Origin of the sequence: Spongisporangium articulatum (assembly GCF_044465595.1) — a bacterium.
Lineage (GTDB): Bacteria > Actinomycetota > Actinomycetes > Actinomycetales > Kineosporiaceae > Spongisporangium > Spongisporangium articulatum.
Genome location: NZ_JBITLV010000003.1, coordinates 573,143 through 599,019, shown reverse-complemented (window position 1 = coordinate 599,019; position 25,877 = coordinate 573,143). Strand labels below are relative to the sequence as shown.

The following is a 25,877-nucleotide window of genomic DNA, read 5'->3' as shown; positions in this document are numbered from 1 at the left end:
CCCCTGAATCGCGTCGATCATGCGCAAACGCAGCATGATCATGCATGGAACTGTGTGATGAAGGGCGCATGCGCAACGTGTTGGGGGCATACCCGGGCATGGTTGACTTGTCGCCCCGTGCCACCCCCTGAGGCACGTGGGACACGATCGGAGAGCCATGGCCTTGGCCGTGCCCGGTGCGGGAGCGCCGGAATGAGCGAATTCGGCATCGAACCCACCGTCGTACCCTCCGACCCCCTGGTCGAAACCCCCCTGGACGTCGTCGACACCCCGGCCGGCCGGGCCTCCACGTTCACCGTCCTGCACGTGGTCCGCAGCCTGGCCAGCGGCACCGCCACCGCCATCGCCGACTACGCCGCCGCCCTGCCCGACGCCCGGCACGTGGTGCTCTGCGACACCGAGAACAGCTTCCAGATCACCCAGTCGTTCCCCGTCCAGGTCCTGGCCCGGATGCCGCAGTCGTTCCGCGGAGCCGTCGGGGTCATCCGCGACGTCGTGGCCGGGCTGCGCCCTGACGTGATCCACGCGCACTCGTCGTTCGCCGGGTTCTACGTGCGGGCCGGGCTGCGTGGCGGCACCCTGCGCCGGGTCGTCTACACCCCGCACTGCTACTCGTTCTTCCGCCGCGACGTGGGGCCCCTGACCCGGTCGGCGTTCTGGCTGGCCGAGGCCGCCCTCACGCTGCGTACGCCGACCGTGGCCGCCTGCAGCCCCGACGAGGCACGCGCCGCGGCCCGCCTGCCGCGGGCCCGTCCCACCTACGTGCCCAACGTCGCCGCCGTCCCGGCGACGCTGCGCGAGCAGGCCCGGACGACGCCCCGCACCGGCGGCGGGGAAGCTCGCCGCCCGCTGGTCGTCAGCATGGGCCGGCTCTGCCCGCAGAAGGATCCGGCGCTGTTCGTGGACGCCGCCGTCGCGTCCCGGGAGGCCGGGCTCGACCTGGACTGGCTGTGGATCGGCGGCGCCGACGACGAGAACCGGCACTACGAGGAGCTCTTCCGCAAGCACGGCGTCGGGTACACCGGATGGGTGTCGCGTTCGGCGGCGCTCTCCCAGCTGGCCCGCGCCGACCTGTACGTGCACACGGCCGCCTGGGAGGGGGCCCCGCTGAGCGTGCTGGAGTCGGCGGCGCTCGGCGTCCCGGTGCTCGGCCGCACCACCCCGGCGCTGCGCTCCCTCGGCCTGGCCCCGCTGTGGCGCACCCCGCAGGAGCTGGTCCGGCTGCTGCAGGACGGGCTCGAGGGCGCGGGCGTCCGGGAGGCGGCCCGGCACACCGAGGCCCTGCTGGCCACCCACACCCGCGAGGCCCAGCGGCAGGCGCTGGCCGGGGTGTACGCCGACATCCGGTCACGGGTCGGAGCCCCGGAGCGTGCCCGGCGGTCCGCATGAGAGGTCGACGATGACGGTCTACGTCAACGGCCGCTTCCTCGAGCACCCGATCACCGGGACCCAGCGCTACGCCCTGGAGATCACCCGGCGGCTGCTCGAGACCGAGCGCGACGTCGTCCTGCTGCTGCCCTCGGGCACCCCGGTGCCCGCCGGCGTCGACCCGGCCCGCTGCCGCACCCTGCCCCTGCGCGGGATGGCCTTCGAGCAGGTGACCCTCCCGCTCGTGACGGCCGGCCGGATGCTGCTCAGCCTGGGCGGCCCGGCCCCCGTGCTGAAGCGCAAGCAGCTCGTCGTGATGCACGACGCCACCCCGTTCCGCTGGCCCGGGACGTTCAGCAAGGGGTTCGTCGCCTGGTACCGGCTGATGTACGGCGTGCTGACCCGCACCGCCCGGCACCTGGTCACCGTGTCCCGGTTCAGCGCCACCGAACTCGGTGACGTGTTCGGCATCCCGGCCCGCCGGTTCCACGTCGTGCCGTGCGCCGTCGACCACCTGCAGGCGTACGGCGCGGGGGAGCGGCCGGCGAACCTGCCCGCGGCCGTCACCCGGTACGCGCTGATGCTCGGCACCCTGGCCCGGCACAAGAACGTGGTGCCCGTGGCGAAGGCCGTGGCCGAGGCCGGCACCGACCTGGTGATCGTCGGGAAGCTGGGCGGCGACCGGGTCTTCTCCGACCCCGGCGACCTGGGGCTGCCCGCCAATGCGCACCTGGTCGGCCGGCTCACCGACGCCGAGATCGTCTGGCTGTACCGCAACGCCACCGTGTTCGTTTTCCCCTCGTACTACGAGGGTTTCGGCATCCCGGCGATCGAGGCGCAGCTCGAGGGGTGCCCCGTGGTGGCGTCGAGCGCCGCCTCGATCCCCGAGGTGCTGGCCGGCTCCGCCGACCTGTTCGACCCCGACGACCCGGCCGCGGCGGCCCAGCTGGTCAAGGCCGTGGTGAGCGAGGACGACGAGGCGCGGCTCGTGCGCGTCGCCGCCGGGCTGCGCAACGCGGCCCGGTTCTCCTGGGCCGACAGTGCGCGCGAGATCATGACGGTCGTGCGCAGGGGGCGGGCCCGATGAACAAGCAGAACCGGGCGCTGGTCGCCCGGCTCGCCGCGATGCCCGTCGCGGGCCTCGGGTCGCTGCTGGTCACCCGCTGGATCGCCACCGGCCGACCGGTCACCGAGTTCGCGTTCCTGACCGTGGTCACCGGCCTGCCGCTGCTGTTCACGTTCGGCGAGCTCGGCTACGGCGGTGTGGCCAGCTCGGCCGTCGGCGCCCACCGCGACGAACCGCACCGGGCCGGGCGCACGATCGGCGCCATCGCCACGGTGTACGGGCTGGTCGCCGTGCTGGTCTCGGCCGTGGTGCTGGCCGGAGCCCTGCTCGGCGGAGAGGCGGGGCCGGGCGGCTGGCTGGGCTTCCCCGACCTCGGCGCGGCCGGGGCGGCGGCGCTGATCTGCGCGGCGCTCGGCGTCCCGGCGTCGCTCGGGGCGCGGATCTACATCGGGCTCGACCGGGCCACCTTCGTGATCCTGGTGCAGGCGGTGCCCGCCGTCGTCACCGCCGTCGTCGTCTGGCTGCTGCTGGCCGCCGACTCGTCGGTGCCGGTGCTCGCGGTGGGCCTGCTGTTCGGGAACCTGGCCGTGAACGTGGTGCTGACCGTGGCCGGGCTGGTCGCGGTGCAGGCCCGCCCGGTGAGTCTCGGGTCGTTGCGCCGGGTGCTCGGTGCGGCCGGCTACCCGGCCTGGCCGAACTTCGCCAGCTCGGCGGCCGCGATCGCCATCGTCCAGGTGCCGCGGCTGGTGTTGGCCCACCGCGGGACCGACGCGGCGGTGGCCGAGTTCGGGGTCGCCCTGGTCTTCCTGATCCCCGCGACCAGCGTGGCCTTCGTCGCCGGGCAGGCCCTGTGGTCGGACTTCAGCCACGCGAACGCGCGCGGCGAGCTGACCTTCGACCACGTGCGCGGCGCCGTCCGCTACGGCGCGGTGGTGGGCGGCGTGATCGGCGCCGGGTTCGCCGTGGTCGGCCCGTTCGCCGCGAAGCTCGTCGCGCCCGACACCCCGGCGCACTGGAGCACCTACCTGTCGCTGGCCGTGCTGCTGTTCGTGTTCTGCATCGACCTGCCGCTCAACGTGGCCATGCTGACCGGCCCGCACGTGCTGCGCCGCGGCTGGGTCGTGATCGCCCAGCTCGTGGTCGCCGTCGTGGTGTCCGTGCTGCTGCCCTCCCCGACGTCCGCCGGCCTGGCCTGGGTGCAGACGCTCACGGTCGTGCTCGTCGTCCTGGTCCCGAGCATCTACACCCTGCGCCGCGACCTCCCCGCCCACCCCGCCCACCCCGCCCACCCCGCCCACCCCGCCCACCCCGCCCACCCCGCCCACCCCGCCCGTGATCATGCAGAAACCTCGAATCCCGGGGACGACCCGGCTGCGCGCGCTGCGGGAGATTCGAGGTTTCTGCATGATCACGAGCAGGGAAGACGATGAGGATCGCGCTGGTCCACAGCCGGTTCGACCAGTTCGGCGGCGCCGAGCGGTACCTGACCGCGCTGGCCGCCGGGTACGTCGAGGCCGGGCACCAGGTCTCCCTGTTCACCACCACGCCCCCGCCGGAGGGCACGTGGCCCGCGGGAGCCCCGGTGCACCTGCTCCCGACGCCCGGACCGCACGCGCTGTGGGCCCACCCCTCGCCCGCCGGCAAGGTCTTCCGGCACCTGGCCGACGCCTCGCCCGTGCGCCCCGGACCGGCCGCGGGCGTCCTGCAGAAGCCGGCTGACGTCGTCCACCTGCACAACTGGCACCACATCGGGGCCGGTGCCGTACGCGCGATCGCCAAGCAGCGCCCGGTCGTGCACACCGTGCACGACTTCGCCCTGGTCGACCCCACCACCACGCTGGACAGCGGCACGTGGTCGCCGGCCAAGACCGCCGCGCTGAAAGCCCGTGCGGCCGTAGTCGTCCCGCAGTTCGCCGGGGTGCACCTGCACTGGCCGTCGAGCCGCACCCGGGAACTGGCCGCGACGGTGACCGGCGCCGTGCGGCGCGAGCCCGCGTCCGTCGTCCCGCTGTCGGTGCCCGCGACCAACCGCCTGCGCGAGCTCGGCCCCGGCGACCCGCACACGTTCCTGCTGCTCGGCCACCTGTCCGCGCACAAGGGCGTGCCCGACGCGCTCGAGGCCTGGCAGGCGGCGCGCCGCCGCCCGGGGGCGCGGCTGCTGATCGCGGGGGACGGGCCGCTGCGGGACGACGTCCGCGCGGCCGCCGCGGCCGACGACACCATCGAGTACCTCGGGTTCCTCGACGCCGACGGCGCCCGGGCCGCCCTGGCCCGGGCCGGCTGGCTGCTGTTCCCGAGCACCTGGCACGAGAACTTCTCCATCTCGTGCGTGGAGGCGCTGGCCGCCGGCCGCCCGATCCTGACCTCGGCGGTCGCCAACCCGCCGATGGCCTCGCCCGGCAGCGTCGTCGTCTTCGACACCCCCGCCCGGCTGACCTGGGAGCTCGAGGGCATCCTGCGGATGGGCCGCGAGGCGTACACCGCCGCGGCGGACAGCGCGCGGGCCGACGGGCAGGGCATGCTCTGGGACGTGCACGTCAAGACCATGATCGACCTGCTCCAGCAGGTCGCCCTCGGTCCGTCCGGCGCGGGCGGGCCGGCCCGGTGAGCGCGCTGGTGGCCACCCGGCCGGGGGCGCTGCGCGGCGTCACCTCCAGCGCCGGCTGGTACGGCGGCGGCGCCCTCGTCGCCGTCGGCGGTGGGGTGCTCCTCGGGTGGCAGCCGCTGGCGCTCGTCGGCGTGACGGTGGGGCTGCTGGTCATGCGCTACACCGCCCTGGCGCCCGTGGTCGTGGTGGTCGCCGAGGGCACGATGCTGCTGGCCCGCCTCGTCACCGGGACGTACACCGTCCCGACCCTGGCCGAGTTCGGCGCCTGCGTGCTGGCGCTGGCGGTGCTGAGCGTGACCCAGCGGGACCTGATCTCCTTGCGGGTCTACCTGACCTCGCTGCTGGTGCTCGCCCCGTGGCTGATCGAGGGCACGATCCAGGAGAGCTTCGGCCAGGCCTTCACCGGGCTGCGCATCACGACCTTCCCCGTGCTCGCCGTGGCCATCGGGCTCTCGTTGTCCCGCAACGCCTTCCGGTTCATGATGAGCGCGGCGGCGGTGATCATGGCGGCCAACGGGGTGGCGTCGCTGTACGAGCGGGCGGTGGGCGTCGAGGGGCTGCTGGCGGCCGGCATCACGTACGGCGACCAGGTCACCGAGATCGGCAACCACGTGCTGCGGGCTCCCGGCCTGATGCGCAACAGCTTCCACCTGGGCCTGTTCTCCGCCGCGTTCGTCGTGCTGGTGATGCTGTCGGCGGTGCTCGCCGAGGAGCGGCTGTCGCGCTGGGTGTACCTCGTCGGCCTGCCCGGCGCGGCCGCCTGCCTGCTGCTGTCGACCAGCCGCACCAGCCTCGTGCTGGTGGCCGTGTCGGCGCTGATGTGCGCGGTGATGTCCGACCCGGCCAGCCGCATCGGCCGGGCCTCCCGGGTCGGCGCGGCCGTGCTGCTGCCCGTGCTGCCGATCGGGGTGGCGCTGGTCGGTGCCGGGTCGACGACCAGCCTGTTCCAGCGGTTCGGCGTCTGGCAGGACCTGTTCGGCTCCCGGCTCAACCTGTTCGGGCACGGTCTAGGGTCGGTCGGGGCGGCGTCGTTCTCGCAGTTCTCGTCGGCCGACAAGGTCTTCGTGGACAACTACTGGCTGTCCCTGGCCTTCCAGTTCGGCGCGCTCGTGCTGCTGGTGGTCTACCTGGCCTTCATCGCGCTGCTGATCGCCGTGGTGACCGGGCGGGTGCCGCAGGGGCCCGCGCGGGCCATGGCCGCCGTCCTGGTCAGCGTCGGGGCCGCCTCGATCCTGCTCGAGGTGTGGGAGTACCCCGGAGCGATGGCGCTGCTCGGGTTCGGTTTCGGCCACTGGTGGGCGCTGCACCGTGAGCGCGCCGTAGGCTTGATCGACGATTCGAGGAGGACCTGATGGGCGCCGGCGGGAGCTACTGGCGGACGTTCACGCGTCAGTGGCCGCTCATCGTGCTGATGCTCGTGCTGTGCGAGGCCGGGGTGGCGGCGTACTCGCTGCTGGTCACGCCCTCGTACTCGACCGAGGTGCGGCTCTTCGTCGCCGCCCGCAGCCAGTCGCCGCAGGACCTGCAGGCCGGCGCCCAGTTCGCCCAGCAGCGGGTCGCCTCGTACGCCGAACTCGTCGACGCCCCGCCGGTGCTGAAGGCCGTCATCGACCAGCTGCACCTGGACCTGACCACCGACGAGCTGGCCAAGAAGATCAGCGCCGCCTCGAGCCAGACCACGGTCAACCTGGTCGTCACGGTGACGGACTCGGACCCGGAGGAGGCCGCCGAGATCGGCAACGCCTTCGCCCCGATCTTCGCCCGGTACGTGGCCGGCATCGAGGATGCGACGGAGCGCACGGCCGGCAACCAGACGCCCGGCTCGCCGATCAAGGTCTCGATCACCAAGGCCGCCGAGGTCCCGGCCAAGCCCGACAGCCCGAACATCCCGCTGAACCTCGGGCTCGGCCTGTTCGTCGGGCTGGGGCTCGGGCTGGTCGGCGCCGTCGTGCGCGACCAGGTCAACACCGTGCTGCAGGGCGTGGACGACGTCCGCGGGGTGACGGGGTCGGTGCCCCTGGGCATCGTCCCCTTCGACCGCTCGGCCCGGCGGGACCCGGTGATCACCGGGGTGAACGACTCGGGGCGCGCGGAGGCCTACCGGGCCCTGCGCACCAACCTGCAGTTCGCCAGCGTCGACAACCCGCCCGGCGTCATCGTCGTCACCTCCGCCCTGCCGGGCGAGGGCAAGAGCACGACCGTCACCAACCTGGCCCTCACCCTGGCGCTGGGTGGCGCGAAGGTCGTCCTGGTCGACGGCGACATGCGCGAGCCGAAGGTCAGCGAGTACCTCGGGCTGAACAAGGCGGCCGGGCTGAGCAGCCTGCTGGTCGGCCGGTACGGGCTGCGCGACGTGCTGATCCGCTACCGCACCGACAACCTCGCCGTGCTGCCGGTCGGCCCGCTGCCGCCCAACCCGTCGGAGCTGCTGGCCAGCACCCAGATCGAGAAGCTGCTGCGCCGCCTCGGCGACTACTACGACTACGTACTGATCGACGCACCGCCACTGCTGGCCGTCTCCGACGCCGCGGCGCTCGCGGCCATCGCCGACGGCGCGCTCGTGGTGGTGCAGCACCGCCGCACGAAGCGCGACGAGCTGCGCCGGGCGGTCCGGGCGTTGGAGACGGTGAACGCACGGGTGCTCGGCACCGTGCTCACCTTCGCGCCCCCTACGAAGCGTCAGGTGGGTTACAGGACAGTGACTCTCGACGGGGACGACGGGGCTTACCCGCCGCTCGGGGACCTTCCGGCCAGCGTCGATCTGCCGGAGGACGAGGAGACCAGGTAGCAGCGATGCCATTCCAGGACGGACGGTACGACGCCAGGGACCGGTTGTGGCTCGGGGTGAACAGCGTGCAGCTGATCTCCCTGGCCGAGCCGCTCGACCTGGACGGGTTGCGCGCGCGGGTGCGGGCCCTGGCCGAGCAGGACCCGGGGCTGGCCTACTTCCGCCGCCCGGGCGCGGCCGCCGACCGCTACCGGCAGGCGGCCGACGGGCCCACGGCCGCGAGTGTCCTGCCCGAGGTGCGGGTGCTCGACGCCGGTTCCGGGCCCGGCACGCCGCTGGAGGCGGCCATGTCGGCCGTCATGACCGCCGACGAGGGGACGCCGGTCGCGGAGGTCTTCGCGTTCGACGACCTCGTGGGGCACAAGTTCCCGCACGTCTTCGGGGACGGGCTGTCGGCCGCCACGCACCTGCGCCGGCTCGGGACCGGCCCCGAGCCGGGTTCGGCGCTGCCGTTCCCGATCCCGGGCCTCACGCACCCGGTCGAGCGGGCCATGCGCAGCCGCTACCTGGCCTCGGGGGCGCTCAAGGCGCCCGGGCTGGTGCGCCGCGACCTGGACCTGGAGCGGTTCGCACCGCCCGCCGAGGCCACCGGCCCGGACGACGTGGCCTGGAACCCGGCCGCGGGTACCGGCGATCGGGCCGCCGAGAACACGGTGCAGGTCGTCATCCGGCAGCTGGACCCCGAGGGCGGGGCCGCGCTGAAGGCCTGGCGCAAGCAGCACGGGGCGGGCGCGTCCGCGGCCTCGGTCCAGCTGGCGGCCATCCGGCGCGGGCTGGCCGACGCGGGGGTGATCCCCGCCGAGGACGGCATGTTCGTCGTCTACGACCTGCGGCACACGCTGCACCCGGCGCCCGTCGGCGGGAACTTCATCTCCGTGCCGTACCTGAAGCCCACCTCGTCGCTCGACCCGGTGGCCATCAACACGGCGATGAAGGCGGCCAACGCTTCCGGGTTACCGCTGGTGCAGCTCGCCCGGGGAACGGCGAAGGCCGCCCTGTCGCGCAACCACGACCTGCCCCGGATGCGGCAACCCGCGAACCGGCGCGACGTCTCGTTCTCGCACATGCGGGTCGAGGGCATGCTGCCGACCTCGGTCGTCGGGCGGCCCGACGGGACGGCGCAGATCGTGGCCGCGGCGATGCCGCCGAACGTGGGCAGCCTGTCGTTCCAGATCGTCGAGCACGGCCCCTACGTGACGGTGACGGCGGTGTTCTGCTCGCCGTTCACGCCGCGCGAGGGCGTCGAGGAGGCCCTGACCCGCTTCGCCAAGGACCCGGTGGCCCTGCTCTCCTAGAGCACGGGCCGGGGCTCAGGCGACGAGACTGCCGACCCACCAGACCAGGTCGTCGGTGTACTTCACGTAGTCCTGGTGCGCGGACGGCTGGCCGTTCGAGATCGCCTGGCAGACGCCGTCGTACTGGTTGCACACGTTGGCGATGTGACCGTTGAACCGGCTGAACGAGTCGGCCGGGCGGGGGATCTGGCCGTTCAGGCCGCGGACGAACGTGCCGTACGCCTCGGGCCCGCTGGCGTTGAACCGCCCGTCGCCGAAGATGGCGACCGCCGCGACCTTCGAGTCGACCGTCGTGGGCAGCGCGTACTTCGTGACGCCGGAGTAGCGCAGCGACGGTGGGGTGAACGCCTCACCGGCCACGAGCGCGCCCAGCGAGAAGCCCAGGATGACGAACTTCTGGTTCGGGCACGCGCTGCGCTGGGCCACGAGGTGGTCGATCAGCAGGGGGATGCCCTGGTTGGCCGCGCCCAACGTGTCCTGCCCCGCGGAGTAGGGCAGCGGGTACAGCTTGACCGTCTGGCTGAGCCGCGTCTCCAGCGCCTGTTGCATCGGGCCGAGCACGTAACCGCCGCCGCCGTAACCACTTCCGGCCGGCTCGCCTTGCCCGCGGATGCTGATCACCTCGACGGCCGCGCACCCGGTGCCCGTGTACTTCACCGCCTGGGCCGCCGGCGCGGCGGCCACGGTGCAGAGCGCGAGAACCGCCAGGGTGCCGACCGCCATGCGCCTGGTCCGCTTCATGACCCGCTCCCTTACCCCGATGGGCTCCGGGTCAAACGTACTACTTCGGGCCGGTCGCCCAGGAGATGAAGCGCTGCCACCAGGACTTCTGCGCCGTCGTGGCCGGAGTCGTCGGGGCGGCCGGCGCGGGGTAGGCGGTCGGGACCGGCACCGACGTGGCCACCGGCGGTACCAGCGTGGGGGAGGCGGCCGGCTGGCCCGACCCCCCGCCGGACGACCCCGATCCGACCCCGTTCACGGGGTTCACCGTCGAGGTGCGCAGCAGGTCCCGGATCTGCGCGAAGGCCGGCTTCCGGCTGCCGTCGGCGCGCAGGATGCCGAACCAGTCCTCGCGGTCACCGGCGTTCGTGCCGCGGTCCTGCAGGCTGTAGACGAAGAGCGGGCCCGACCACGAGTACTCGCCGAACAGCTTCAGACCGTCGGTGATCATCTCGGCCTGCTGCGCCTCGCTGGGCGCGCCGCTGCCGCCGGTCGGCGCGCCGTACTCGGTGGCCCACACCGACTTCCCGGAGTCACCGTGCGCGGCCATGACGCTGCGCAGGTTGGTGCCGGTGCGCGACATCTGCGACCAGGCGCTCCACGTCATCGTCTTCTCGGGGCACTCCGACTTGCCCTCGTAGCAGTACGGGTGCGTGCCGATCACGTCGAAGTTGCCCTCCGCGCCGGCCGCGTACATCGCCTTCACGAAGTCCAGTGGCGAGTACATGCCACCCGCCGTCGCGGCCGGGGCCGTGCCCGCGGTGATCACGATCGACTTCGGGTCGGCGGCCTTGATGCTCTTGTACGCGGACTTCAGCATCGACGTGTAGAACGCCGGGTCGGGGGCCGGCTGGAAGAACTGCGGCACGTTCGGCTCGTTCCAGATCTCCCACGCGTGCACGCCCTGGGGGGCGAAGTGCTTGGCCACCGCACCCGCGAACGTGCCGTACTCCGACGCGCTGCGCGGCTTGCACATGCCGTTGCCGGCGCACGACGAGCTCTGGGCCCAGGTCGGGGCGTAGGCGATGGTGCCGAGGATCTTCAGGTCGTGCTTCTTCGCCGCGCTGACCAGCCGGTCGTAGGGCGCCCAGTCATAGGAGTTCTGGCCACCCAGCTGCACCGTCGTCCACGCGATGTCGACCCGCAGCCACGAGGCCCCCACGTCCTCCGCGGCCTGCAGGTACTTCTCCCGCTGCGCGTCGGAGGCGTAGGCCAGCACGCTGCCCGCGGCGATGCCGAGCGGGGCGACCGTCGTCGCGGCGGATGCGGAGGTGGGGGTGAGGGTGGCGGCCGGGAGGGCCACGGCGGTCATGAGCAGGGTGGCCACGACCGTGCGTCTGGCAGAGATCACGATGTCCTCGGGTGCGGGCGGTCAGGGTCTGGCTGGTGGTGCGCGGTGCAGGCCCGATCCTTCAACACGGATTGCCCGTTTTGCCAGTCCATCGACCCGGGTGAGAAGAACTCTTAACCGAGTCCTGAATGTCCCTTGGGAGGTCGGGTCCCTCCCGGTCACCGCTGCGGATGGCGGCGTGGGTGGTGTCAGGGGCTAGACGCGGGTCGGGACCGGGCGGCCCTCGCAGGCGGGGCACAGCTCGCGGATGTTCTGCACCGGCCCCTTGGCCCGCCAGTCGTTCCACTCGGCCGAGTAGACGGTGCCGGCGCCGCCGCACGTGGTGCAGCGCTGGCGCACCCGGTACGCGGCGACGCTACGGACCATCAGGAGGCCGCCCAGGACCAGGACCACGCCCGTCGCCACCAGGCCTGCGGCGCCGCCGAACGGCAGCTCGACCGCCATCACGGCGCCGGCGATCAGGGTGAGGATTCCCAGTCCACCGCTCATGCCACTCACGCGTCTGCCCTCCTCGTTCCGGCGCCCTTGCCGTCTCGTGTTTCCCGTCCGCAGTCTCGGTGAAACAACCCAGGTCTGCATAGTGCCTTGGGTTGGGCCCACCGTCGTCCGAACATAGGAAATTTCTGCTGTGCGTTACCTGAGACGCGCATCATCATGCACCGCAATCGCGTCTGCACCACCCGAACCACGCGGACGATCCGGTTGCGGCGCGCCGACTAGGGTCGCCTCGTGATCGGCATCGTGACCACCGACCTGTCGGCCTTCCCGTTCGGTGACGAGGACCTCCCGCACCTGTTCGAGGCGCTCGACGCGGCCGGTCTCGAGGCGCGGGCCCTGCACTGGCGGGACGACGACATCGACTGGGGCGCATACGATCTCGCCGTCCTGCGGTCCCCGTGGGACTATCCGTTCCAGGTCGAGGACTTCCTGGCCTGGACGCGTCGCGTCGCGGGGGTCACCACGCTGGCCAACCCCGCGCCCGTCGTCGCGTGGAACAGCGACAAGCGCTATCTGGCCGAACTGGCCGCGAACGGAGTGGCGACGGTACCGACGCGCTACGCGACGAACCCGGCCGAGTTGGGGACGGCGCTGGTCGCGGCCCGCGCCGGATCGCCGTCCGGCGAGCTGGTGGTGAAGCCCTCCGTGTCGGCCGGCAGTGACCTGACCGGCCGGTTCGGCGTCGACGACCCGGCCGCGTCGGTGCTCGTCGAACGCATCTGGGCGGCCGGGAAGGTGGCCATGGTCCAGCCGTACCTGCCGTCCGTCGGCCGACGCGGCGAACTGGCCGTCATGCACATCGACGGCGTCTACTCGCACGCCGTCCGCAAGGGGCCCATCCTCGACTCCGACGGTCGGCTGTTGGGCGGTAGCTACCGCGAGGACATCGAGGCGGCCGTGCCGAGCGAGCGCGAACGGGCGGCGGCGGACGACGTGCTGGCGCGGCTGCCCGGGTGGGTCACGGAGGCGGGGCCGCTGCTCTACGCGCGGATCGACCTGGTCGAGGCGGACGACGGGTCGCTCGCCCTCCTGGAACTGGAGCTGATCGAGCCGAGCCTGTTCTTCCCCGCCGTGCCCGCGGCCGCCGGTCGGCTCGCGGCCGCGATCGCGAGTAGGGTCTGAGCGTGCTCGCGAACCCGGTGACACCCCTGTTGCTGGGGTTGCTGCTCGTCGGTTACCGCGCGGCCGGGATGCTCAGCCCGCTCAGTCGCCGACGTCGCGAGGCGCGCGCGGTGCAGCGCCTGGTGTTGCGTGAGATCAACGAGGGCAAGCGGTCTTTCGACGACCCGGACGTGCGCGACCTGTTGACCTGGTGCCGCACGCGACTGGTGTGAGCCTCGTCGTTCGACGGTTCACCGGGTCCGGTTCTCCTTGCGCCAGCAGACCTTCAGGCCCGACCAGTCGGTATCGATCGCCGCGACCTTGACGTCGACCAGCCCGAGGCCGAGCGCCGTGGCGCGGATCAGGTTCTCGTCGACGTCGCTGACGTGCCCGGCGGCCTTGCGCGGCCAGGCCACCCAGATCGCCCCGGCCGGGAAGATGCGCTCGGCCAGGTCGGGCAGTGCGTCGAGGGCGGCCGCCGCCGGTACGAACCAGACCACGACGTCGGCCGGGGCCGCCCCGCCGACCTGGCTCACGTCGTCCACCGCGACCTCGGCGGGCGGCTCCTCGAAGTCCCAGCCGGGCGGGCGGCCCACCACGGCCAGCCGGACGCCCGGCTTCAGCCCGAGCTTGCGGGCCTGGGGAGTCGTGGAGTAGCCGGCCATGATCGACATCCTGCCGGGTGTCGGCCCGTTGGGCCGATAGGGGGTGGCCTGGCTCACATCCACCTGTTCGGCGGAGTACAGTGACGCTGCTAACAAGCTGACTGGCAGTGATGATCGTCACGGAGTGTTCCCCATTTGGTGGACCGGACTTCACCGGGGCGATCGGTACGTGGACGAGGAAGTGACCATGGACGTTGGAGTGCTGGCCGAGCAGGCCGTGCATGACCTGAAGACAAGGTTGTCGGCGCAGGACGAGCTGGCCGTCGTACGGCCCGCCGGCCCTCCGGTCGACAAGTCTGCCGACGATGCCCTGGTGGCCGCCTTCGACCTTCTCGCCGCCGCGGACGGGTGGGGCAAGCTCGCCTGGGAGCGGGTCAGCCGCAACCCGTCGGACGACGCCGCGGCCCGGGAGCTGTGCCGCAGCCTCGAGCACGCCGCCCGGCTGCACCCGGGCCTGGCTGCCCAGTTGGCGACGGCCTGCGGGGACCACGTCGGAGTGCCCAGCCCGCGGTAGGTCGTGGGTGCGCTGTGAATGCGCGCGGCTCACGTGACCACTGGGTCTCACATCACGTGATTTCCTGACTCCGCATCGTAATCTGCTGCGGTGCCGTGGTGGTCGAAGGTCGTGACGGGCGGTGTCACGGGCCTGGTGCTGTGGGGGGCGTGCCAGCTCGTACCGTGGGATGCAGGTCGGGTCTACGACTCGAGGGTGGGGATGGACGGCGACGTCCAGCTCGCCTCGGGAGACCGGATGACGGTCGTCGGGTTGGGTGACTCCCTGCTCGTGCGCCCCGACTCGTGGTTCCGGCGGGTGTGCGCGACGGGCGACGTCGGCTCCTGCGAGAACGCCGGCGTCCGCGGCGACACCACGTCGGGCATGTACACCCGGCTGGGCGTCGACGTCCTCGAGCGCAAGCCGAGCGCCATGGTCCTCATGGGCGGCACCAACGACCTGCGCGACGACACCCCGGCCGACGTCATCGTCGGGCAGCTCGACGAGATCGTGCGCGGGGCCGAGGATCACGGCATCCGCGTCGTGCTGTGCACGGTGCCGCCCCGCGACGAGTACCGCGAGCAGGCGCTGGCGCTGAACGACGCGATCCGCAGCTACGCCGCCGGCCACGACCTGAAGCTCCTCGACCTGTACTCCGTCGTCGGCACCTCGGAGGGCCTGTACGGCCCGGGGCTGTCCGACGACGGCATCCACCCCAACGCGGTGGGCAGCGAGCGGATGGCGAAGCTCGCGGACGTCGAACTGCCCTCGCTGCTGGGCTGACCTCGCTGCTGGGCTGACCTCGCTGCTGGGGTGAGCCCGACCGCCTGATTGCCCCACCGGGAGTCCGGGACGACCGCCCCACCGAGCTTTGCGGTGAACGCCGATCGGCTATCGCCGGCCGTCGCTCACCTGGGGCTCGCCGGCCGTCGCTCACCTGGCGCTCGCCGGCCGTCGCTCACCTGGCGCTCGCCGGCCGTCGCTCACCTGGCGCTCGCCGGCCGTCGCTCACCTGGCGCTCACCGGCCGTCGCTCACCTGGCGCTCACCGGCCGTCGCTCACCTGGGGCCCACCGGCCGTGGTGAAGGTGTCGACGGCCGATAGCCGATCGGCGTTCACCGCAAAGCTGGCAACCGTGAGTGGGTCGGCTTCCCGGTCTAGCGGCGGGAGTCGGCGTTCGAGCGCTGCTCGGCGCGCGGGCTGACCACGCGCGGCAGGGGCTGGGTCTCCACGTCGGTGAGGTGAGGATCGGCACCCGCGGGCCGGGCGTCGTCCACCGGAACCTCCGGGAGGGAGACCTCGCGCGGGAGGGAGACCGCCACGCGGGCCGTGGACGCCTCGGGCGTCGAGGCCCGGGCATGGCGCGCGACGGGCGCCTCGGGTCGGCTCCGGGCCGCCTGGCGGGCCGCGTGCTGCTCCCAGGAGCGCTCGATCCAGCGGTGACCGACCTCGGCCGCCGCCAGCGACAGGACGATCGTCCACACGATCAGGAAGGCCTCGACCTGCGGGGCCTTCTTGTTGTAGTCGAGGAAGCGCATCAGCCACTCGCCGCACATCAGCATCGGCCCGTGCAGGGCGTAGAGCGCGAACGACCGGGTGCCCAGCCACTGCGCGAGGCGGGTGTTGCAGAACCGGTGCACGGGCCCGGCCGAGGGCACGGCCAGCGTGTAGACGGCGAAGCCGCCGACCAGGGCCATGAGCAGGAAGTGCTCGCGCTTCACGAGGTCCGAGCGGTACATGGACGCGATCAGGAAGCCCACCGCGAGCATCGAACCCGCCGCCGCGAGGTGCCGCGAGCGCGGGGAGCCGGGTGTCCCGTGCGTGGCCTCCTGGGTGCGGATCGTGCGCAGGTAGAGCTGGTAGACGATCATCCCGGCGCCGAGGCCCAGCGCGCCGCGGCCGACGCCGATGAAGCCGACCGTGTTCGGGTCGTGGTGGTCGCGCGACAGCAGCAGCACGGCGCCGAGGACCAGCATCGCCGGCCCGACGAGCGGCTTCAGCCGGACCCGGGGGACCAGGGCGATCGCGACGACGATCAGCACGTTCAGGTAGAGCTCGACCGACAGCGACCAGGCGGCCGAGTAGGAGGCGAACTCCGGGCCGACGAACCCGTGCAGCAGGAACAGGCTCGACACCCAGGCCCACGGGGTGGCGTCGGACGCGGCGAACGCCATCTTGCGCGGCGCGTCCGGGTCGCCGGTCAGCTGCCAGAGGAAGGTCATCAGGCAGAGCGCCAGCGCGATCGACCAGGCCGTCACGTGCAGCGGGGCGAAGCGCCGGACACGGGCCACGACGAACCGGCGCGCGTCACCCGCGGTCGCGGTGCTGAGCATCTTCTTGGACAGCACGAAGCCGGACAGCACGAAGAACAGGTCGACCATCATGTAGCTGCCGCCGACGATCTCCCCGACCCAGTCCCACGCGCCCAGGCCGATCACGTAGTCGCGCAGGTGGAAGAAGATCACCGCCAGGGCCGCGACGCCGCGCAACCCGTCGAGTTCGGTGAACCGGGAGCGGACGGCGGGGGCAGGGGTGGGCCTGGTGCGAGCGTCGTGCGGGTCGCTGACGGTCGGGGTTCGGGCCTCCACGGGCGGCCACGTTAGGTGATTACTGAGCGTCCCGCCACCGCTACTGGAAGTTGCCACACGACCGTTTCAGTCTAGCGACGGTTTGTCCGGAATCGCACGTCGGCCGATGGCCGAACGGCGGATTGCGCGACCCTCCGAAGGGGTAGGAGTTCGCGAATTTGTAGAGCAAGAGGGCGTTTTCAGCCCCTGACCTCGACATCGGTGATCCGGGCGCCGTACCCGCCGTCCGTCGCGGCGAGCTTCGTGACCCAGATGAGCCAGTACTGGTGCGCGCCGCCGCCGGATGCGCGCAGCGTCGTGGCGCCGTCGGCCGTGGTGGCGCTGCCGACCGGCGTCCAGTCGGCCTGGTCGTTCGACGGTGAGTCGGCCGCCCGGAGTTGCACCGTGATGCCGTTGGCCGTGAAGCCCACCTGGCTGATCGCCCGGGCCGAACCGAGGTCCAGTACGAGCCCGACGCCCGGCTTCAGGTTGCCGAAGTCGGCCGTCGTGTACGTCTGCGTGCTCCAGGCCCTGCCCTTCTGCGCGAACCCCGAACCGCCCACCGGGTCCATGCTCGACAGGGACACCTGCAACGGGGCCGCCGTCGTGGGCGTCGCCGTCGGGGTGGCGGTCGGCTCCCCGCCGTCGCGGGGCAGCAGCCAGGCGGCCAGGGCCACGAGCAGCACCAGCACGAGGCCGCCCACGACCAGCGACGGGCGCAGCCCGCGGTTCGGCCCGGCCTCGCGGGTGGCCGTCGGGGGGACGCCGTCGGCCGGCGTCGTACTCGTCGGCGCCGCCGCGGCGGTGGGCGTCGCACTCGTCGCACGGGGGGGCCCGAACACGGGGGAGACCGGCACGGACGACGTGAGCGGCGGCTCCCCGGGCAGTGGGGACGGTTCGAACAGGCCGGTCAGCGAGCTGTCCACGGCGAACGGCTTCACATGCGGTTCGCGCACCGGGGGCAGCTCGCGGGTGCTGCGCAGGGGGTCCACCGCCGGGATCGCGGCGGTGTCCGGCTGCAGCGGGTCGTACGTGTCGGGCAGCAGCGACGGCTCGGTCGCCGGCTCCGGGCTGCTCGCAACCGCGTCGTCAGCCGCTTCGTCGGCGGCCCGCGGCTCCGTCTTCGCCTCGTCCTGCTCCGCCATCGCGCCAGTTTCTCAAACGTCCCTGAGAACGGCAGCCCGGGACCTCAGAGCAGGCGGGCGACGGCCTTCAGCGGCACCTCGACCCAGCCGGGCCGGTGACGGGTCTCGTAGACGGTCTCGTACAGCGCCTTGTCGAGTTCGAGCGCCCGCAGCAGGACCTCGTGCTCACGCGGGTCGGTGCCGGCCTCCTCCGCGTACCCGGACAGGTAGGCCTCACGGCACTCGGCCGCCCACATCGACGCGGCCAGCACGCGCGGGTCGTCCTCGGGCAGGCCGAGGGTCGCGTGCCGGGCGGCGTAGTCGAACGAGCGCAGCATGCCCGCGACGTCGCGCAGGGCCAGGTCGGGCTCGAGTCGCTCGGCCAGGGGGCGCAGTGGTTCGCCCTCGAAGTCGAGCAGCACCCAGCCACGCGTCTCGCTGTGCAGGCACTGCCCCAGGTGCAGGTCGCCGTGCACCATCTGGAGGTCCGGCGCCGTCGTCAGGGCGCCCACCGACTCGATCACCGCCGACACCTCGACCGCGTACTCGGCCAGCACCGGCGACGCCCCGAGCGCCCAGGTGAGGCGGCCCTGCAGGTGCCCGGCCAGCGCCTCGAGCGTCGCGGGGGTGCTCGGCCGGGTGGGCAGCGCGCGGGCCAGGGTGGCGTGCACCGACGCGGTGGCCTCGCCCAGGGAGCGGGCCAGCCCGCTGAACGTCTCGCCCGCGTGTACCGCGCCGGTGGCCAGCTTCCAGCCGTCGCGCGCGCCGGCCACGAACTCCGCGAACGCCGACAGGTGCCCCCAGGCGGGTTCACCGGAGGGCAGCAGCCAGCCGCCCTCGACCCAGCCGACCAGCCGGGGCACCCGGTCGCAGCCCGCCCCGGTCAGCGCCGAGGGCACCACGACGTCGGGATTGCGGCCCGGCTGCAGCACCCGGAAGACCTTGACCATCAACGGGTCCGGGCCGTCCGGGCCCACGATCACCGACGTGTTGGACTGTTCGCCGCTCAGCACGGTGGCCGGGGCCGACGCATCGGGCTTCGACTCGCCCGGCCGCAGCAGCCCCCGCACCCGGCTGTCGCCGCCGCCGAGGACCTGGGCGCCGGTGCCGACGAGTTCGATCCAGGCGTGCACGAACCGCGGGTCGTGCGGGCCGTCGTAGACCCAGCGGTCGCCGTCGGCCGTGGCGAGCTCGCCGACCAGCGCGTGCGCGAGCTCCGGGACCGGGGCCCGGTGGTAGGTGAGCGGGACGCAGTAGGTGGCCGGGGCGCCGCCGTCGACGGGTGCGGCGTTCACCAGGTGGACGACGACGCCCTCACCGAGGACGTCGTGCCCGACGTGGACGTCGCCCGCCTCGTCCTCGAACGAGGTGACCGAGAGCGGTACGTGGCCGGCGAGGGTGAGCGTGACGCCGCCCCCTCCGGAGGCGAACCAGCGCTGCCGGGGCAGCCAGCTGGCCAGCAGACCGGCGACGTCCTCGGCGCCGATCACCACGTCCGTCATCCGCCACCACCCGCCGTCTCGCGTGCCTGCCCTGCTGCCGCCCCCTCAGTCTCTCCCAGTTCGGCGCCGGCCGCAGGATAGGCGCGCCCTTCCTGCACCGGGGTCACCCCGGAGACGGTGAGCCAGAAGAAGTCTCGCGATCCGAGCGTCAGCGGCTGCACGCCGTCCAGGGAGACCTCACCGAACCCGGTGCCGCCGAACACGTCGTCCAGCGTGCCGCCGCGCACCCACTCCGGCAGCCGCAGCCGGGTGGCCTGCGCGGTGCGCGAGAGGTTGTTGACGCACAGCAGCACCTCGCCGGCCACCCCCTGGTCCGGGTCGGGCGCCAGCACCCGCAGGAAGGCGAGGACCGCCGGGTTGTCGGCGTCCACCGCGACGTAGGAGCCCATCCCGAAGGCCGGGTGCTCGCGTCGCAGCTGCAGCATCGAGCGGGTCCAGTTCAGCAGCGACGACGACGTGGCCTGCTGGCTCTCCACGTTCAGCGCGGCGTAGTGGTAGTTCAGCGACTGGATCGTCGGCAGGTACAGCTTGCCCGGGTCGGCGGTGGAGAAACCCGCGTTGCGGTCGGGCGTCCACTGCATCGGGGTGCGCACGGCGTCCCGGTCGGGCAGCCAGATGTTGTCGCCCATCCCGATCTCGTCGCCGTAGTACAGGGTGGGGGAGCCGGGCAGCGACAGCAGCAGGGCGTTGGCCAGCTCGATCTCGCCCCGGTGCCCGTCCAGCAGCGACGACAACCGGCGCCGGATACCGATGTTCGCGCGCATCCGGGGGTCCGGCGCGTACCAGCCGTACATCGCCGCGCGCTCCTCGGTGGTGACCATCTCCAGGGTCAGCTCGTCGTGGTTGCGCAGGAACGTGCCCCACTGGCCGTGGCTGGGGATCTCGGGCGTCTCGGCCAGGATGTCGATGATCGGCTTGGCCCGCTCCTCACGCAGCGAGTAGTAGATCCGCGGCATCACCGGGAAGTGGAAGCACATGTGGCATTCCGGGTCGTCCTCGGTGCCGAAGTAGGCCACGACGTCCTTCGGCCACTGGTTCGCCTCGGCCAGCAGCACCCGGCCCGGGTACTCGGTGTCGATGACGCCGCGCAGCGTGCGCAGGAAGGTGTGCGTCTGCGGCAGGTTCTCGCAGTTCGTGCCCTCCTCCTCGAAGAGGTACGGCACGGCGTCCAGCCGGAACCCGTCGATGCCCATGTCCATCCAGAACCGGACGACGTCGAAGATCGCCTCCTGGACGGCCGGGTTCTCGAAGTTCAGGTCGGGCTGGTGGGAGAAGAACCGGTGCCAGAAGAACTGGCGACGGACCGGGTCGAACGTCCAGTTCGACGTCTCGGTGTCGACGAAGATGATCCGCGCGTCGGCGTAGCGCTGGTCGTCGTCGCTCCACACGTAGAAGTCGCCGTAGGGGCCGTCGGGGTCGGAGCGGGAGGCCTGGAACCACGGGTGCGCGTCCGAGGTGTGGTTGATCACGAGGTCGGTGATCACCCGCAACCCGCGCGCGTGGGCCTGGGCGACGAACTCCTGGAAGTCGGGCAACGTGCCGAATTCCGGCAGCACGGAACAGTAGTCGGCGATGTCGTAGCCGCCGTCGCGCAGCGGCGAGGCGTAGAACGGCGGCAACCACAGGCAGTCGACACCCAACGACTGGATGTAGTCCAGCTTGCCGATCAGCCCGGTGAAGTCACCCGAGCCGGACCCGTTGGAGTCGGCGAAGGCGCGCACCAGCACCTCGTAGAAGACCGCCTTGCGGTACCACTGGGGGTCGTACTGCAGACCCGGCGACGCGGTGCTGCTGGAGCTCGACCTGGCCATGGATGTCAGTTCCTCCTGACGGACAGGACGTGTGCGGGTGAGTGGAACGGGTCGAGCCGGACGTAGTTGTGCTCCTGCCAGGGCCAGCGCTGCCCGGTGAGCAGGTCCTCGACCTCGAAGCCGTCGAACCAGTCCATCCCGAGCTCGGGCATGTTCAGGTGCACCCCGGTCTCGCGGGGCCCGTGCGGGTCGAGATTCACCACGACGATGATCACGTCCTCGGGCTCACCCGTGGTGGGATCCGACTCCAGCCGCCGCGAGTAGGCGATCACCTGATCGTCGTCGCAGTGGTGGAACACGGTGTTGCGCAGTCGGTGCAGGGCCCGGTGCGAGCGCCGGATCCCGTTCAGCGAAGCGATGAACGGGGCGATCGTACGGTCCTCGTGGTCGCCTCCTGGCTCGTAACTCGCCCAGTCCCTCGGGCGGTACTGGTACTTCTCGCTGTCCAGGTACTCCTCGCTGCCCCCGCGGACCGCGACGTGCTCGCACAGCTCGTACCCCGAGTACATGCCCCAGCTCGGCGACAGCGTGGCGGCCAGCGTCGCGCGGAGCTTGAACGCCGGCGGGCCGCCGTACTGCAGGAACTCGTGCAGGATGTCGGGCGTGTTCGGCCAGAAGTTCGGCCGCATGTAGTCCGCACTTGAGCCGCGCAGTTCCTCCACGTACTCCGTGATCTCCCACTTGGCGGTCCGCCACGTGAAGTACGTGTAGCTCTGGTGGAAACCGATCTTGGCCAGCGTGTGCATCATCGCCGGGCGGGTGAACGCCTCGGCCAGGAACAGCACGTGTGGGTACTTCTTGTTCACCTCGCCGAGCAGCCACTCCCAGAACGCGACCGGCTTGGTGTGCGGGTTGTCGACCCGGAACACCGTGATGCCGTGGTCGATCCACAGCTTCACGACGTCGAGCACCGCCTCGGCCAGGCCGACCGGGTCGTTGTCGAAGTTCAGCGGGTAGATGTCCTGGTACTTCTTGGGCGGGTTCTCCGCATAGGCGATGGTGCCGTCGGCGCGCTGGGTGAACCACTCCGGGTGCTCGGTGGCCCAGGGGTGGTCGGGGGCGCACTGCAGGGCCAGGTCGAGCGCCACCTCCAGGCCGAGATCGGCCGCGGCGGCGACGAAGTGGTCGACGTCCTCGATCGTGCCGAGCCCGGGGTGCACGGCGTCGTGCCCGCCCTCGTCGGAGCCGATCGCCCACGGCACGCCCGGGTCCTGCGGGCCGGGGGTGAGCGTGTTGTTCGGGCCCTTCCGGTTCACCCGCCCGATCGGGTGGATCGGCGGCAGGTAGACGATGTCGAAGCCCATCTCCTTGATCTTGGGCAGCCGCGCCTCGGCCTGGCGCAGCGTCCCCGAGACCCAGTTACCGGCCTCGTCCACGTGCGCACCCTCGGAGCGCGGGAACAGCTCGTACCAGGCGCTGAACAGGGCCCGCTCGCGCTGCACCTCCAGCCGCAGCGGCTCGGAGGGCGAGACCAGGTCGCGCAGCGGATGCACGGCCAGGGCCGCGTGGACGGCGGGGGCCAGGCCCGCGTTCAGCCGCTCCACCGGGGAGAGGCCCGGGTCCCGCAGCGCGGCCACGGCGTCCATCAGGGCGTACGCCGCCTCGGGGGCGACCTCCGGGCGGGCGCTGGCCCGCTCGAGCAGGCGGGCGCCCTCCTCGAGCATGAGGTCGACGTCCACGCCCGCGTGCACCTTGATCGTCGCGTCGTGCTCCCACGTGCCGTACGGGTCGCTCCAGCCCTCGACGAGGTACGTCCAGGCGCCGGTGCGGTCGGGGGTGAGGGTCGCGCTCCACGAGTCGCTGCCGGCGGGGCCGGGGGTCATCCGGACGACGGTGTGCCGGGCGCCGTCCGGGTCGATCAGGACGGCGCTGGCCGCGACCGCGTCGTGCCCCTCGCGGAACACGGTGGCGGTGACGGGGACGGCCTCGCCGACGACCGCCTTAGCGGGCCAGCGGCCCCCGTTCACGGTCGGCGTGACGTCCAGGACGGGGATGCGCCCGATGGGCGGGTTGCCCCGGGACCCTGTCGAGTAGGTGCTGACCAGCGAGGAGGCGAGCGCGCCGGCCTCGCCGGCGGACGTCGTCCCGCCCGTGCGTCCGGCCGCGGGCGCGGGGGTGGGTGAGGCCTGGACGAAGGGCATGTCACGCCTCCACCTGGTGAGGGACTGTAGAGATCTAGCGTCGGGCACGGTCGGGGGGTTTCGCATGTTCACATCACTCGAACATCACTCGAACATGACGGCACACCCGCGGCTCGACTGAAACTTATCGCCCGAATATGTCGCACGCGCGCGTGTCGGCGTTCGTGGCTTTACGGTTGGTGATCGTGAGAGCGATCCGCCGGTTCACCGTCCGCACCGTGCTCCCCGAAGCCATCGCCGCCCTCGGGGACCTGGCCAACAACCTGCGCTGGTCGTGGCACCCGCCGACCCGCGAGCTGTTCGCCGCCATGGACCGGAAGAGATGGGAGGCGGCCCGGCACGACCCGATCGCGTTGCTCGGCCGGTTCGCCCCCGAGGAGCTCGAGGCCTTCGCCGCCGACCCGGAGTTCGTGGCCCGGGTCGAGGCGGCCCGCGCGGACCTCGAGGCGTACCTGACGGAACCGCGCTGGTACCAGAAGCTGAGCGAGCGCACCGACGGTGCGGTGCCGTCGTCCATCGCGTACTTCTCGCCCGAGTTCGGCATCACCGCGGTGCTGCCGCAGTACTCCGGCGGCCTCGGCATCCTGGCCGGCGACCACCTGAAGTCGGCGTCCGACCTGGGGGTCCCGGTGATCGGGGTCGGGCTGCTCTACCAGTACGGGTACTTCAAGCAGTCGCTGACCCGCGACGGCTGGCAGCACGAGGACTACCCGGTGCTCGACCCGAACGAACTGCCGATCTCGATGCTGTTCGAGGCGGACGGCTCGCCCGCCACGGTCACGCTCGCCCTGGCCGGCGGGCGCACGCTGGTGGCGCACGTCTGGAAGGCGCAGGTCGGCCGGGTGCCGTTGCTGCTGCTGGACTCCAACCACCAGGCCAACGACGAGGCGGCCCGGGCGGTGACCGACCGGCTGTACGGCGGGTCCTCGGAGCACCGGCTGCACCAGGAGCTGCTGCTGGGCGTCGGCGGCGTGCGCGCGCTGCGGCTGTGGTCGCGGCTGACCGGGGCGCCGGCGCCCGACGTCTACCACACCAACGAGGGGCACGCCGGGTTCCTCGGGCTGGAGCGGATCTCCGAGATCGTCACCGCCGAGCGGGTTTCCGTGGACGCCGCGCTCGAGCAGGTGCGCGCCGCGACCGTGTTCACCACCCACACGCCGGTGCCTGCGGGCATCGACCGGTTCGGCCGCGACCTCGTGCTGGCCCAGTTCTCCGGCCCGGGCGCGCTGCCCGGGCTGCCGGTCGAGCGGGTGCTCGAACTCGGCGCCGAGAGCTACCCGGGCGGCGACCCCGCGGTGTTCAACATGGCCGTGATGGGCCTGCGGCTGGCCCAGCGCGCCAACGGCGTCTCGCAGCTGCACGGCGTCGTCTCGCGCGGCATGTTCGTCGGCCTGTGGCCGGGTTTCGACCCCGGCGAGGTGCCGATCACGTCGATCACCAACGGCGTGCACGCCCCCACCTGGGTCGACCCGCGGATGACCGAGCTGGCCGAGAAGTACATCGGGCCGGCGATCACCGAGCAGGCCCGCGCCTGGGAGCAGATCGAACAGGTTCCCGCGCAGGACCTCTGGGCGGTCCGGCGGCAGCTGCGCTCGGACCTGGTGGACGACGCCCGGCGCCGCGTGCGGGCTTCGTGGGTGAAGCGGGGCGCATCGCCCGCGGAGCTCGGCTGGGTCGACTCGGTGCTCGACCCCGACGTGCTGACCATCGGGTTCGCCCGGCGGGTGCCGACCTACAAGCGGCTCACGCTGATGCTGCGCGACCCGGACCGGCTGCGCTCGCTGCTGCTGTCGCCCGACCGCCCGATCCAGCTGGTGATCGCCGGCAAGTCGCACCCGGCCGACGAGACCGGCAAACGGCTGATCCAGCAGCTGGTGCACTTCGCCGACTCCGCCGACGTCCGGCACCGGATCGTGTTCCTGCCCAACTACGACATCGCCATGGCCCAGGTGCTGTACCCGGGGTGCGACGTGTGGCTGAACAACCCGCTGCGCCCGTTCGAGGCGTGCGGCACGTCGGGCATGAAGTCGGCGCTCAACGGCGGGCTGAACCTGTCGATCCTCGACGGCTGGTGGGACGAGTGGTACGACGGCGAGAACGGCTGGGCCATCCCGACCGCCGACGGCGTCACCGACCCCGACCGGCGCGACGACCTGGAGGCCGCGGCGCTGTACGACCTGATCGAGCGCGAGGTGACGCCCCGCTTCTACACCCGCGACGACGACGGCCTGCCGCACCGCTGGCTGGCGATGGTCCGCCACACCTTCTCGTCGCTGGGGCCGAAGGTGCTCGCCTCGCGGATGGTCGCCGACTACACGCGCCAGCTCTACGTCCCGGCCTCGGCCGCGGGGCATTCCGTGGGCAAGGAGCGAGCGGTCGAGCTGTCGAAGTTCAAGACGCGGCTGCGCGCGGGCTGGCCCGCCGTGCGGGTGGAACACGTCGACTCGTCCGGGGTCTCGGCGGCCCCGCAGGTCGGTGACGAGCTGACCCTGCGGGCCGTGGTCGCGCTGGGCTCCCTGGCCCCGTCGGACGTCGACGTGCAGGTCGTGCACGGGCGGGTCTCGCCGTCGGACACCCTGACCGACACCGTCGTCCAGTCGCTGGCGCCGGTCGAGTCCGTCGGGGACGGGCGCCAGGTGTTCGAGGGCACCCTGCGGCTGCGCCGGACCGGGCCGTTCGGTTACACCGTGCGGGTGCTGCCCGCCCACGAGGGCTTCGCCTCGCCCGCCGAGCTCGGGCTGGTGACCAACGCCTGACCGCAAGCGGTTCTGCCCCAGTA

At 72.4% G+C, this 25,877-nt stretch carries 21 protein-coding genes; 12 read left to right on the top strand and 9 right to left on the bottom strand.

The window, feature by feature from the left end:
* The first annotated feature begins 192 nt into the window (after window positions 1-192).
* The 7 genes from ACIB24_RS12390 to ACIB24_RS12360 are packed head-to-tail and all read left to right on the top strand — an operon-like array spanning window position 193 to window position 9,125.
* Window positions 193-1,389 (top strand): glycosyltransferase family 4 protein, encoded by a 1,197-nt coding sequence (locus ACIB24_RS12390; protein ID WP_398280332.1) that lies wholly within the window; start codon window positions 193-195, stop codon window positions 1,387-1,389.
* 10 nt (window positions 1,390-1,399) lie between these two features.
* Entirely contained in the window at window positions 1,400-2,455 is a 1,056-nt protein-coding gene (locus ACIB24_RS12385) for a glycosyltransferase family 4 protein (protein WP_398280329.1), read from the top strand.
* Window positions 2,452-3,864 (top strand): hypothetical protein, encoded by a 1,413-nt coding sequence (locus tag ACIB24_RS12380; protein WP_398280326.1) that lies wholly within the window; start codon window positions 2,452-2,454, stop codon window positions 3,862-3,864. Before ACIB24_RS12385 ends, ACIB24_RS12380 begins: the two co-directional genes overlap by 4 nt.
* Entirely contained in the window at window positions 3,861-5,042 is a 1,182-nt protein-coding gene (locus tag ACIB24_RS12375; RefSeq protein WP_398280323.1) for a glycosyltransferase family 4 protein, read from the top strand. The genes ACIB24_RS12380 and ACIB24_RS12375 overlap by 4 nt, the downstream gene beginning before the upstream one ends.
* The gene (locus tag ACIB24_RS12370) at window positions 5,039-6,394 is read left to right on the top strand and encodes an O-antigen ligase family protein (protein WP_398280320.1); all 1,356 of its coding nucleotides are present in this window, start codon (window positions 5,039-5,041) and stop codon (window positions 6,392-6,394) included. Before ACIB24_RS12375 ends, ACIB24_RS12370 begins: the two co-directional genes overlap by 4 nt.
* Window positions 6,394-7,830, top strand: a complete 1,437-nt coding sequence (locus tag ACIB24_RS12365) for a polysaccharide biosynthesis tyrosine autokinase (RefSeq protein WP_398280317.1) — start codon at window positions 6,394-6,396, stop codon at window positions 7,828-7,830. Before ACIB24_RS12370 ends, ACIB24_RS12365 begins: the two co-directional genes overlap by 1 nt.
* 5 nt (window positions 7,831-7,835) lie before the next feature.
* Window positions 7,836-9,125, top strand: a complete 1,290-nt coding sequence (locus ACIB24_RS12360; protein ID WP_398280315.1) for a hypothetical protein — start codon at window positions 7,836-7,838, stop codon at window positions 9,123-9,125.
* A gap of 15 nt (window positions 9,126-9,140) precedes the next feature.
* On the opposite strand, the gene ACIB24_RS12355 is transcribed toward ACIB24_RS12360, so the two are convergent.
* From ACIB24_RS12355 to ACIB24_RS12345, 3 genes are all read right to left on the bottom strand, one after another.
* The gene (locus ACIB24_RS12355; protein ID WP_398280312.1) at window positions 9,141-9,866 is read right to left on the bottom strand and encodes a cutinase family protein; all 726 of its coding nucleotides are present in this window, start codon (window positions 9,864-9,866) and stop codon (window positions 9,141-9,143) included.
* 40 nt (window positions 9,867-9,906) lie between these two features.
* Window positions 9,907-11,196 carry a cellulase family glycosylhydrolase gene (locus ACIB24_RS12350; protein ID WP_398280309.1) on the bottom strand — a complete coding sequence of 430 codons (1,290 nt, stop codon included), beginning with the start codon at window positions 11,194-11,196 and terminating at the stop codon, window positions 9,907-9,909.
* 195 nt (window positions 11,197-11,391) lie between these two features.
* Window positions 11,392-11,685, bottom strand: a complete 294-nt coding sequence (locus ACIB24_RS12345) for a hypothetical protein (protein WP_398280306.1) — start codon at window positions 11,683-11,685, stop codon at window positions 11,392-11,394.
* 240 nt (window positions 11,686-11,925) lie between these two features.
* On the opposite strand from ACIB24_RS12345, the gene ACIB24_RS12340 reads away from it, so the two are divergent.
* A complete protein-coding gene (locus tag ACIB24_RS12340; RefSeq protein ID WP_398280303.1) occupies window positions 11,926-12,816 on the top strand; it encodes a RimK family alpha-L-glutamate ligase in 891 nt (296 codons plus the stop codon).
* A 2-nt stretch (window positions 12,817-12,818) separates the two neighbouring features.
* Complete coding sequence (locus ACIB24_RS12335) at window positions 12,819-13,028, top strand: hypothetical protein (RefSeq protein ID WP_398280300.1); 210 nt, start codon at window positions 12,819-12,821, stop codon at window positions 13,026-13,028.
* Window positions 13,029-13,046: 18 nt separating this feature from the next.
* On the opposite strand, the gene ACIB24_RS12330 is transcribed toward ACIB24_RS12335, so the two are convergent.
* Window positions 13,047-13,460 (bottom strand): DUF3052 domain-containing protein, encoded by a 414-nt coding sequence (locus tag ACIB24_RS12330; protein ID WP_398280297.1) that lies wholly within the window; start codon window positions 13,458-13,460, stop codon window positions 13,047-13,049.
* 187 nt (window positions 13,461-13,647) lie between these two features.
* Between ACIB24_RS12330 and ACIB24_RS12325 the strand changes: the two genes are divergently transcribed.
* Together ACIB24_RS12325 and ACIB24_RS12320 are read left to right on the top strand one after the other, a co-directional pair.
* Window positions 13,648-13,974: a hypothetical protein gene (locus ACIB24_RS12325; protein ID WP_398280294.1), complete on the top strand. Its 327-nt coding sequence runs from the start codon at window positions 13,648-13,650 to the stop codon at window positions 13,972-13,974.
* A gap of 90 nt (window positions 13,975-14,064) precedes the next feature.
* Window positions 14,065-14,736: a GDSL-type esterase/lipase family protein gene (locus tag ACIB24_RS12320; RefSeq protein ID WP_398280291.1), complete on the top strand. Its 672-nt coding sequence runs from the start codon at window positions 14,065-14,067 to the stop codon at window positions 14,734-14,736.
* A 374-nt stretch (window positions 14,737-15,110) separates the two neighbouring features.
* Here the strand turns inward: ACIB24_RS12320 and ACIB24_RS12315 are convergent, their stop codons facing one another.
* From ACIB24_RS12315 to ACIB24_RS12295, 5 genes are all read right to left on the bottom strand, one after another.
* On the bottom strand, window positions 15,111-16,541 hold the full coding sequence (locus ACIB24_RS12315) for an acyltransferase family protein (protein ID WP_398280288.1): 1,431 nt from the start codon (window positions 16,539-16,541) through the stop codon (window positions 15,111-15,113).
* A gap of 179 nt (window positions 16,542-16,720) precedes the next feature.
* Window positions 16,721-17,665, bottom strand: a complete 945-nt coding sequence (locus ACIB24_RS12310; protein ID WP_398280285.1) for a hypothetical protein — start codon at window positions 17,663-17,665, stop codon at window positions 16,721-16,723.
* Window positions 17,666-17,709: 44 nt separating this feature from the next.
* Window positions 17,710-19,146, bottom strand: coding sequence for a maltokinase N-terminal cap-like domain-containing protein (locus tag ACIB24_RS12305; RefSeq protein WP_398280282.1), 1,437 nt, complete (start codon window positions 19,144-19,146; stop codon window positions 17,710-17,712).
* The gene (treS, locus tag ACIB24_RS12300; RefSeq protein ID WP_398280279.1) at window positions 19,143-20,957 is read right to left on the bottom strand and encodes a maltose alpha-D-glucosyltransferase; all 1,815 of its coding nucleotides are present in this window, start codon (window positions 20,955-20,957) and stop codon (window positions 19,143-19,145) included. The genes ACIB24_RS12305 and treS overlap by 4 nt, the downstream gene beginning before the upstream one ends.
* 5 nt (window positions 20,958-20,962) lie before the next feature.
* A complete protein-coding gene (locus ACIB24_RS12295) occupies window positions 20,963-23,098 on the bottom strand; it encodes an alpha-1,4-glucan--maltose-1-phosphate maltosyltransferase (RefSeq protein WP_398280276.1) in 2,136 nt (711 codons plus the stop codon).
* Between the two features lie 185 nt (window positions 23,099-23,283).
* On the opposite strand from ACIB24_RS12295, the gene glgP reads away from it, so the two are divergent.
* Complete coding sequence (glgP, locus tag ACIB24_RS12290; protein ID WP_398280273.1) at window positions 23,284-25,854, top strand: alpha-glucan family phosphorylase; 2,571 nt, start codon at window positions 23,284-23,286, stop codon at window positions 25,852-25,854.
* Window positions 25,855-25,877 lie beyond the last annotated feature (23 nt).

What these genes read in the sequence shown, in the direction of transcription:
- ACIB24_RS12390 (WP_398280332.1), top strand. Translation starts at nt 193, where the DNA reads ATGAGCGAATTCGGCATCGAACCCACCGTCGTACCCTCCGACCCCCTG.
- ACIB24_RS12385 (WP_398280329.1), top strand. Translation starts at nt 1,400, where the DNA reads ATGACGGTCTACGTCAACGGCCGCTTCCTCGAGCACCCGATCACCGGG.
- ACIB24_RS12380 (WP_398280326.1), top strand. Translation starts at nt 2,452, where the DNA reads ATGAACAAGCAGAACCGGGCGCTGGTCGCCCGGCTCGCCGCGATGCCC.
- ACIB24_RS12375 (WP_398280323.1), top strand. Translation starts at nt 3,861, where the DNA reads ATGAGGATCGCGCTGGTCCACAGCCGGTTCGACCAGTTCGGCGGCGCC.
- ACIB24_RS12365 (WP_398280317.1), top strand. Translation starts at nt 6,394, where the DNA reads ATGGGCGCCGGCGGGAGCTACTGGCGGACGTTCACGCGTCAGTGGCCG.
- ACIB24_RS12360 (WP_398280315.1), top strand. Translation starts at nt 7,836, where the DNA reads ATGCCATTCCAGGACGGACGGTACGACGCCAGGGACCGGTTGTGGCTC.
- ACIB24_RS12355 (WP_398280312.1), bottom strand. Translation starts at nt 9,866, where the DNA reads ATGAAGCGGACCAGGCGCATGGCGGTCGGCACCCTGGCGGTTCTCGCG.
- ACIB24_RS12345 (WP_398280306.1), bottom strand. Translation starts at nt 11,685, where the DNA reads ATGAGCGGTGGACTGGGAATCCTCACCCTGATCGCCGGCGCCGTGATG.
- ACIB24_RS12330 (WP_398280297.1), bottom strand. Translation starts at nt 13,460, where the DNA reads ATGGCCGGCTACTCCACGACTCCCCAGGCCCGCAAGCTCGGGCTGAAG.
- ACIB24_RS12325 (WP_398280294.1), top strand. Translation starts at nt 13,648, where the DNA reads ATGGACGTTGGAGTGCTGGCCGAGCAGGCCGTGCATGACCTGAAGACA.
- ACIB24_RS12310 (WP_398280285.1), bottom strand. Translation starts at nt 17,665, where the DNA reads ATGGCGGAGCAGGACGAGGCGAAGACGGAGCCGCGGGCCGCCGACGAA.
- ACIB24_RS12305 (WP_398280282.1), bottom strand. Translation starts at nt 19,146, where the DNA reads ATGACGGACGTGGTGATCGGCGCCGAGGACGTCGCCGGTCTGCTGGCC.
- treS (WP_398280279.1), bottom strand. Translation starts at nt 20,957, where the DNA reads ATGGCCAGGTCGAGCTCCAGCAGCACCGCGTCGCCGGGTCTGCAGTAC.
- ACIB24_RS12295 (WP_398280276.1), bottom strand. Translation starts at nt 23,098, where the DNA reads ATGCCCTTCGTCCAGGCCTCACCCACCCCCGCGCCCGCGGCCGGACGC.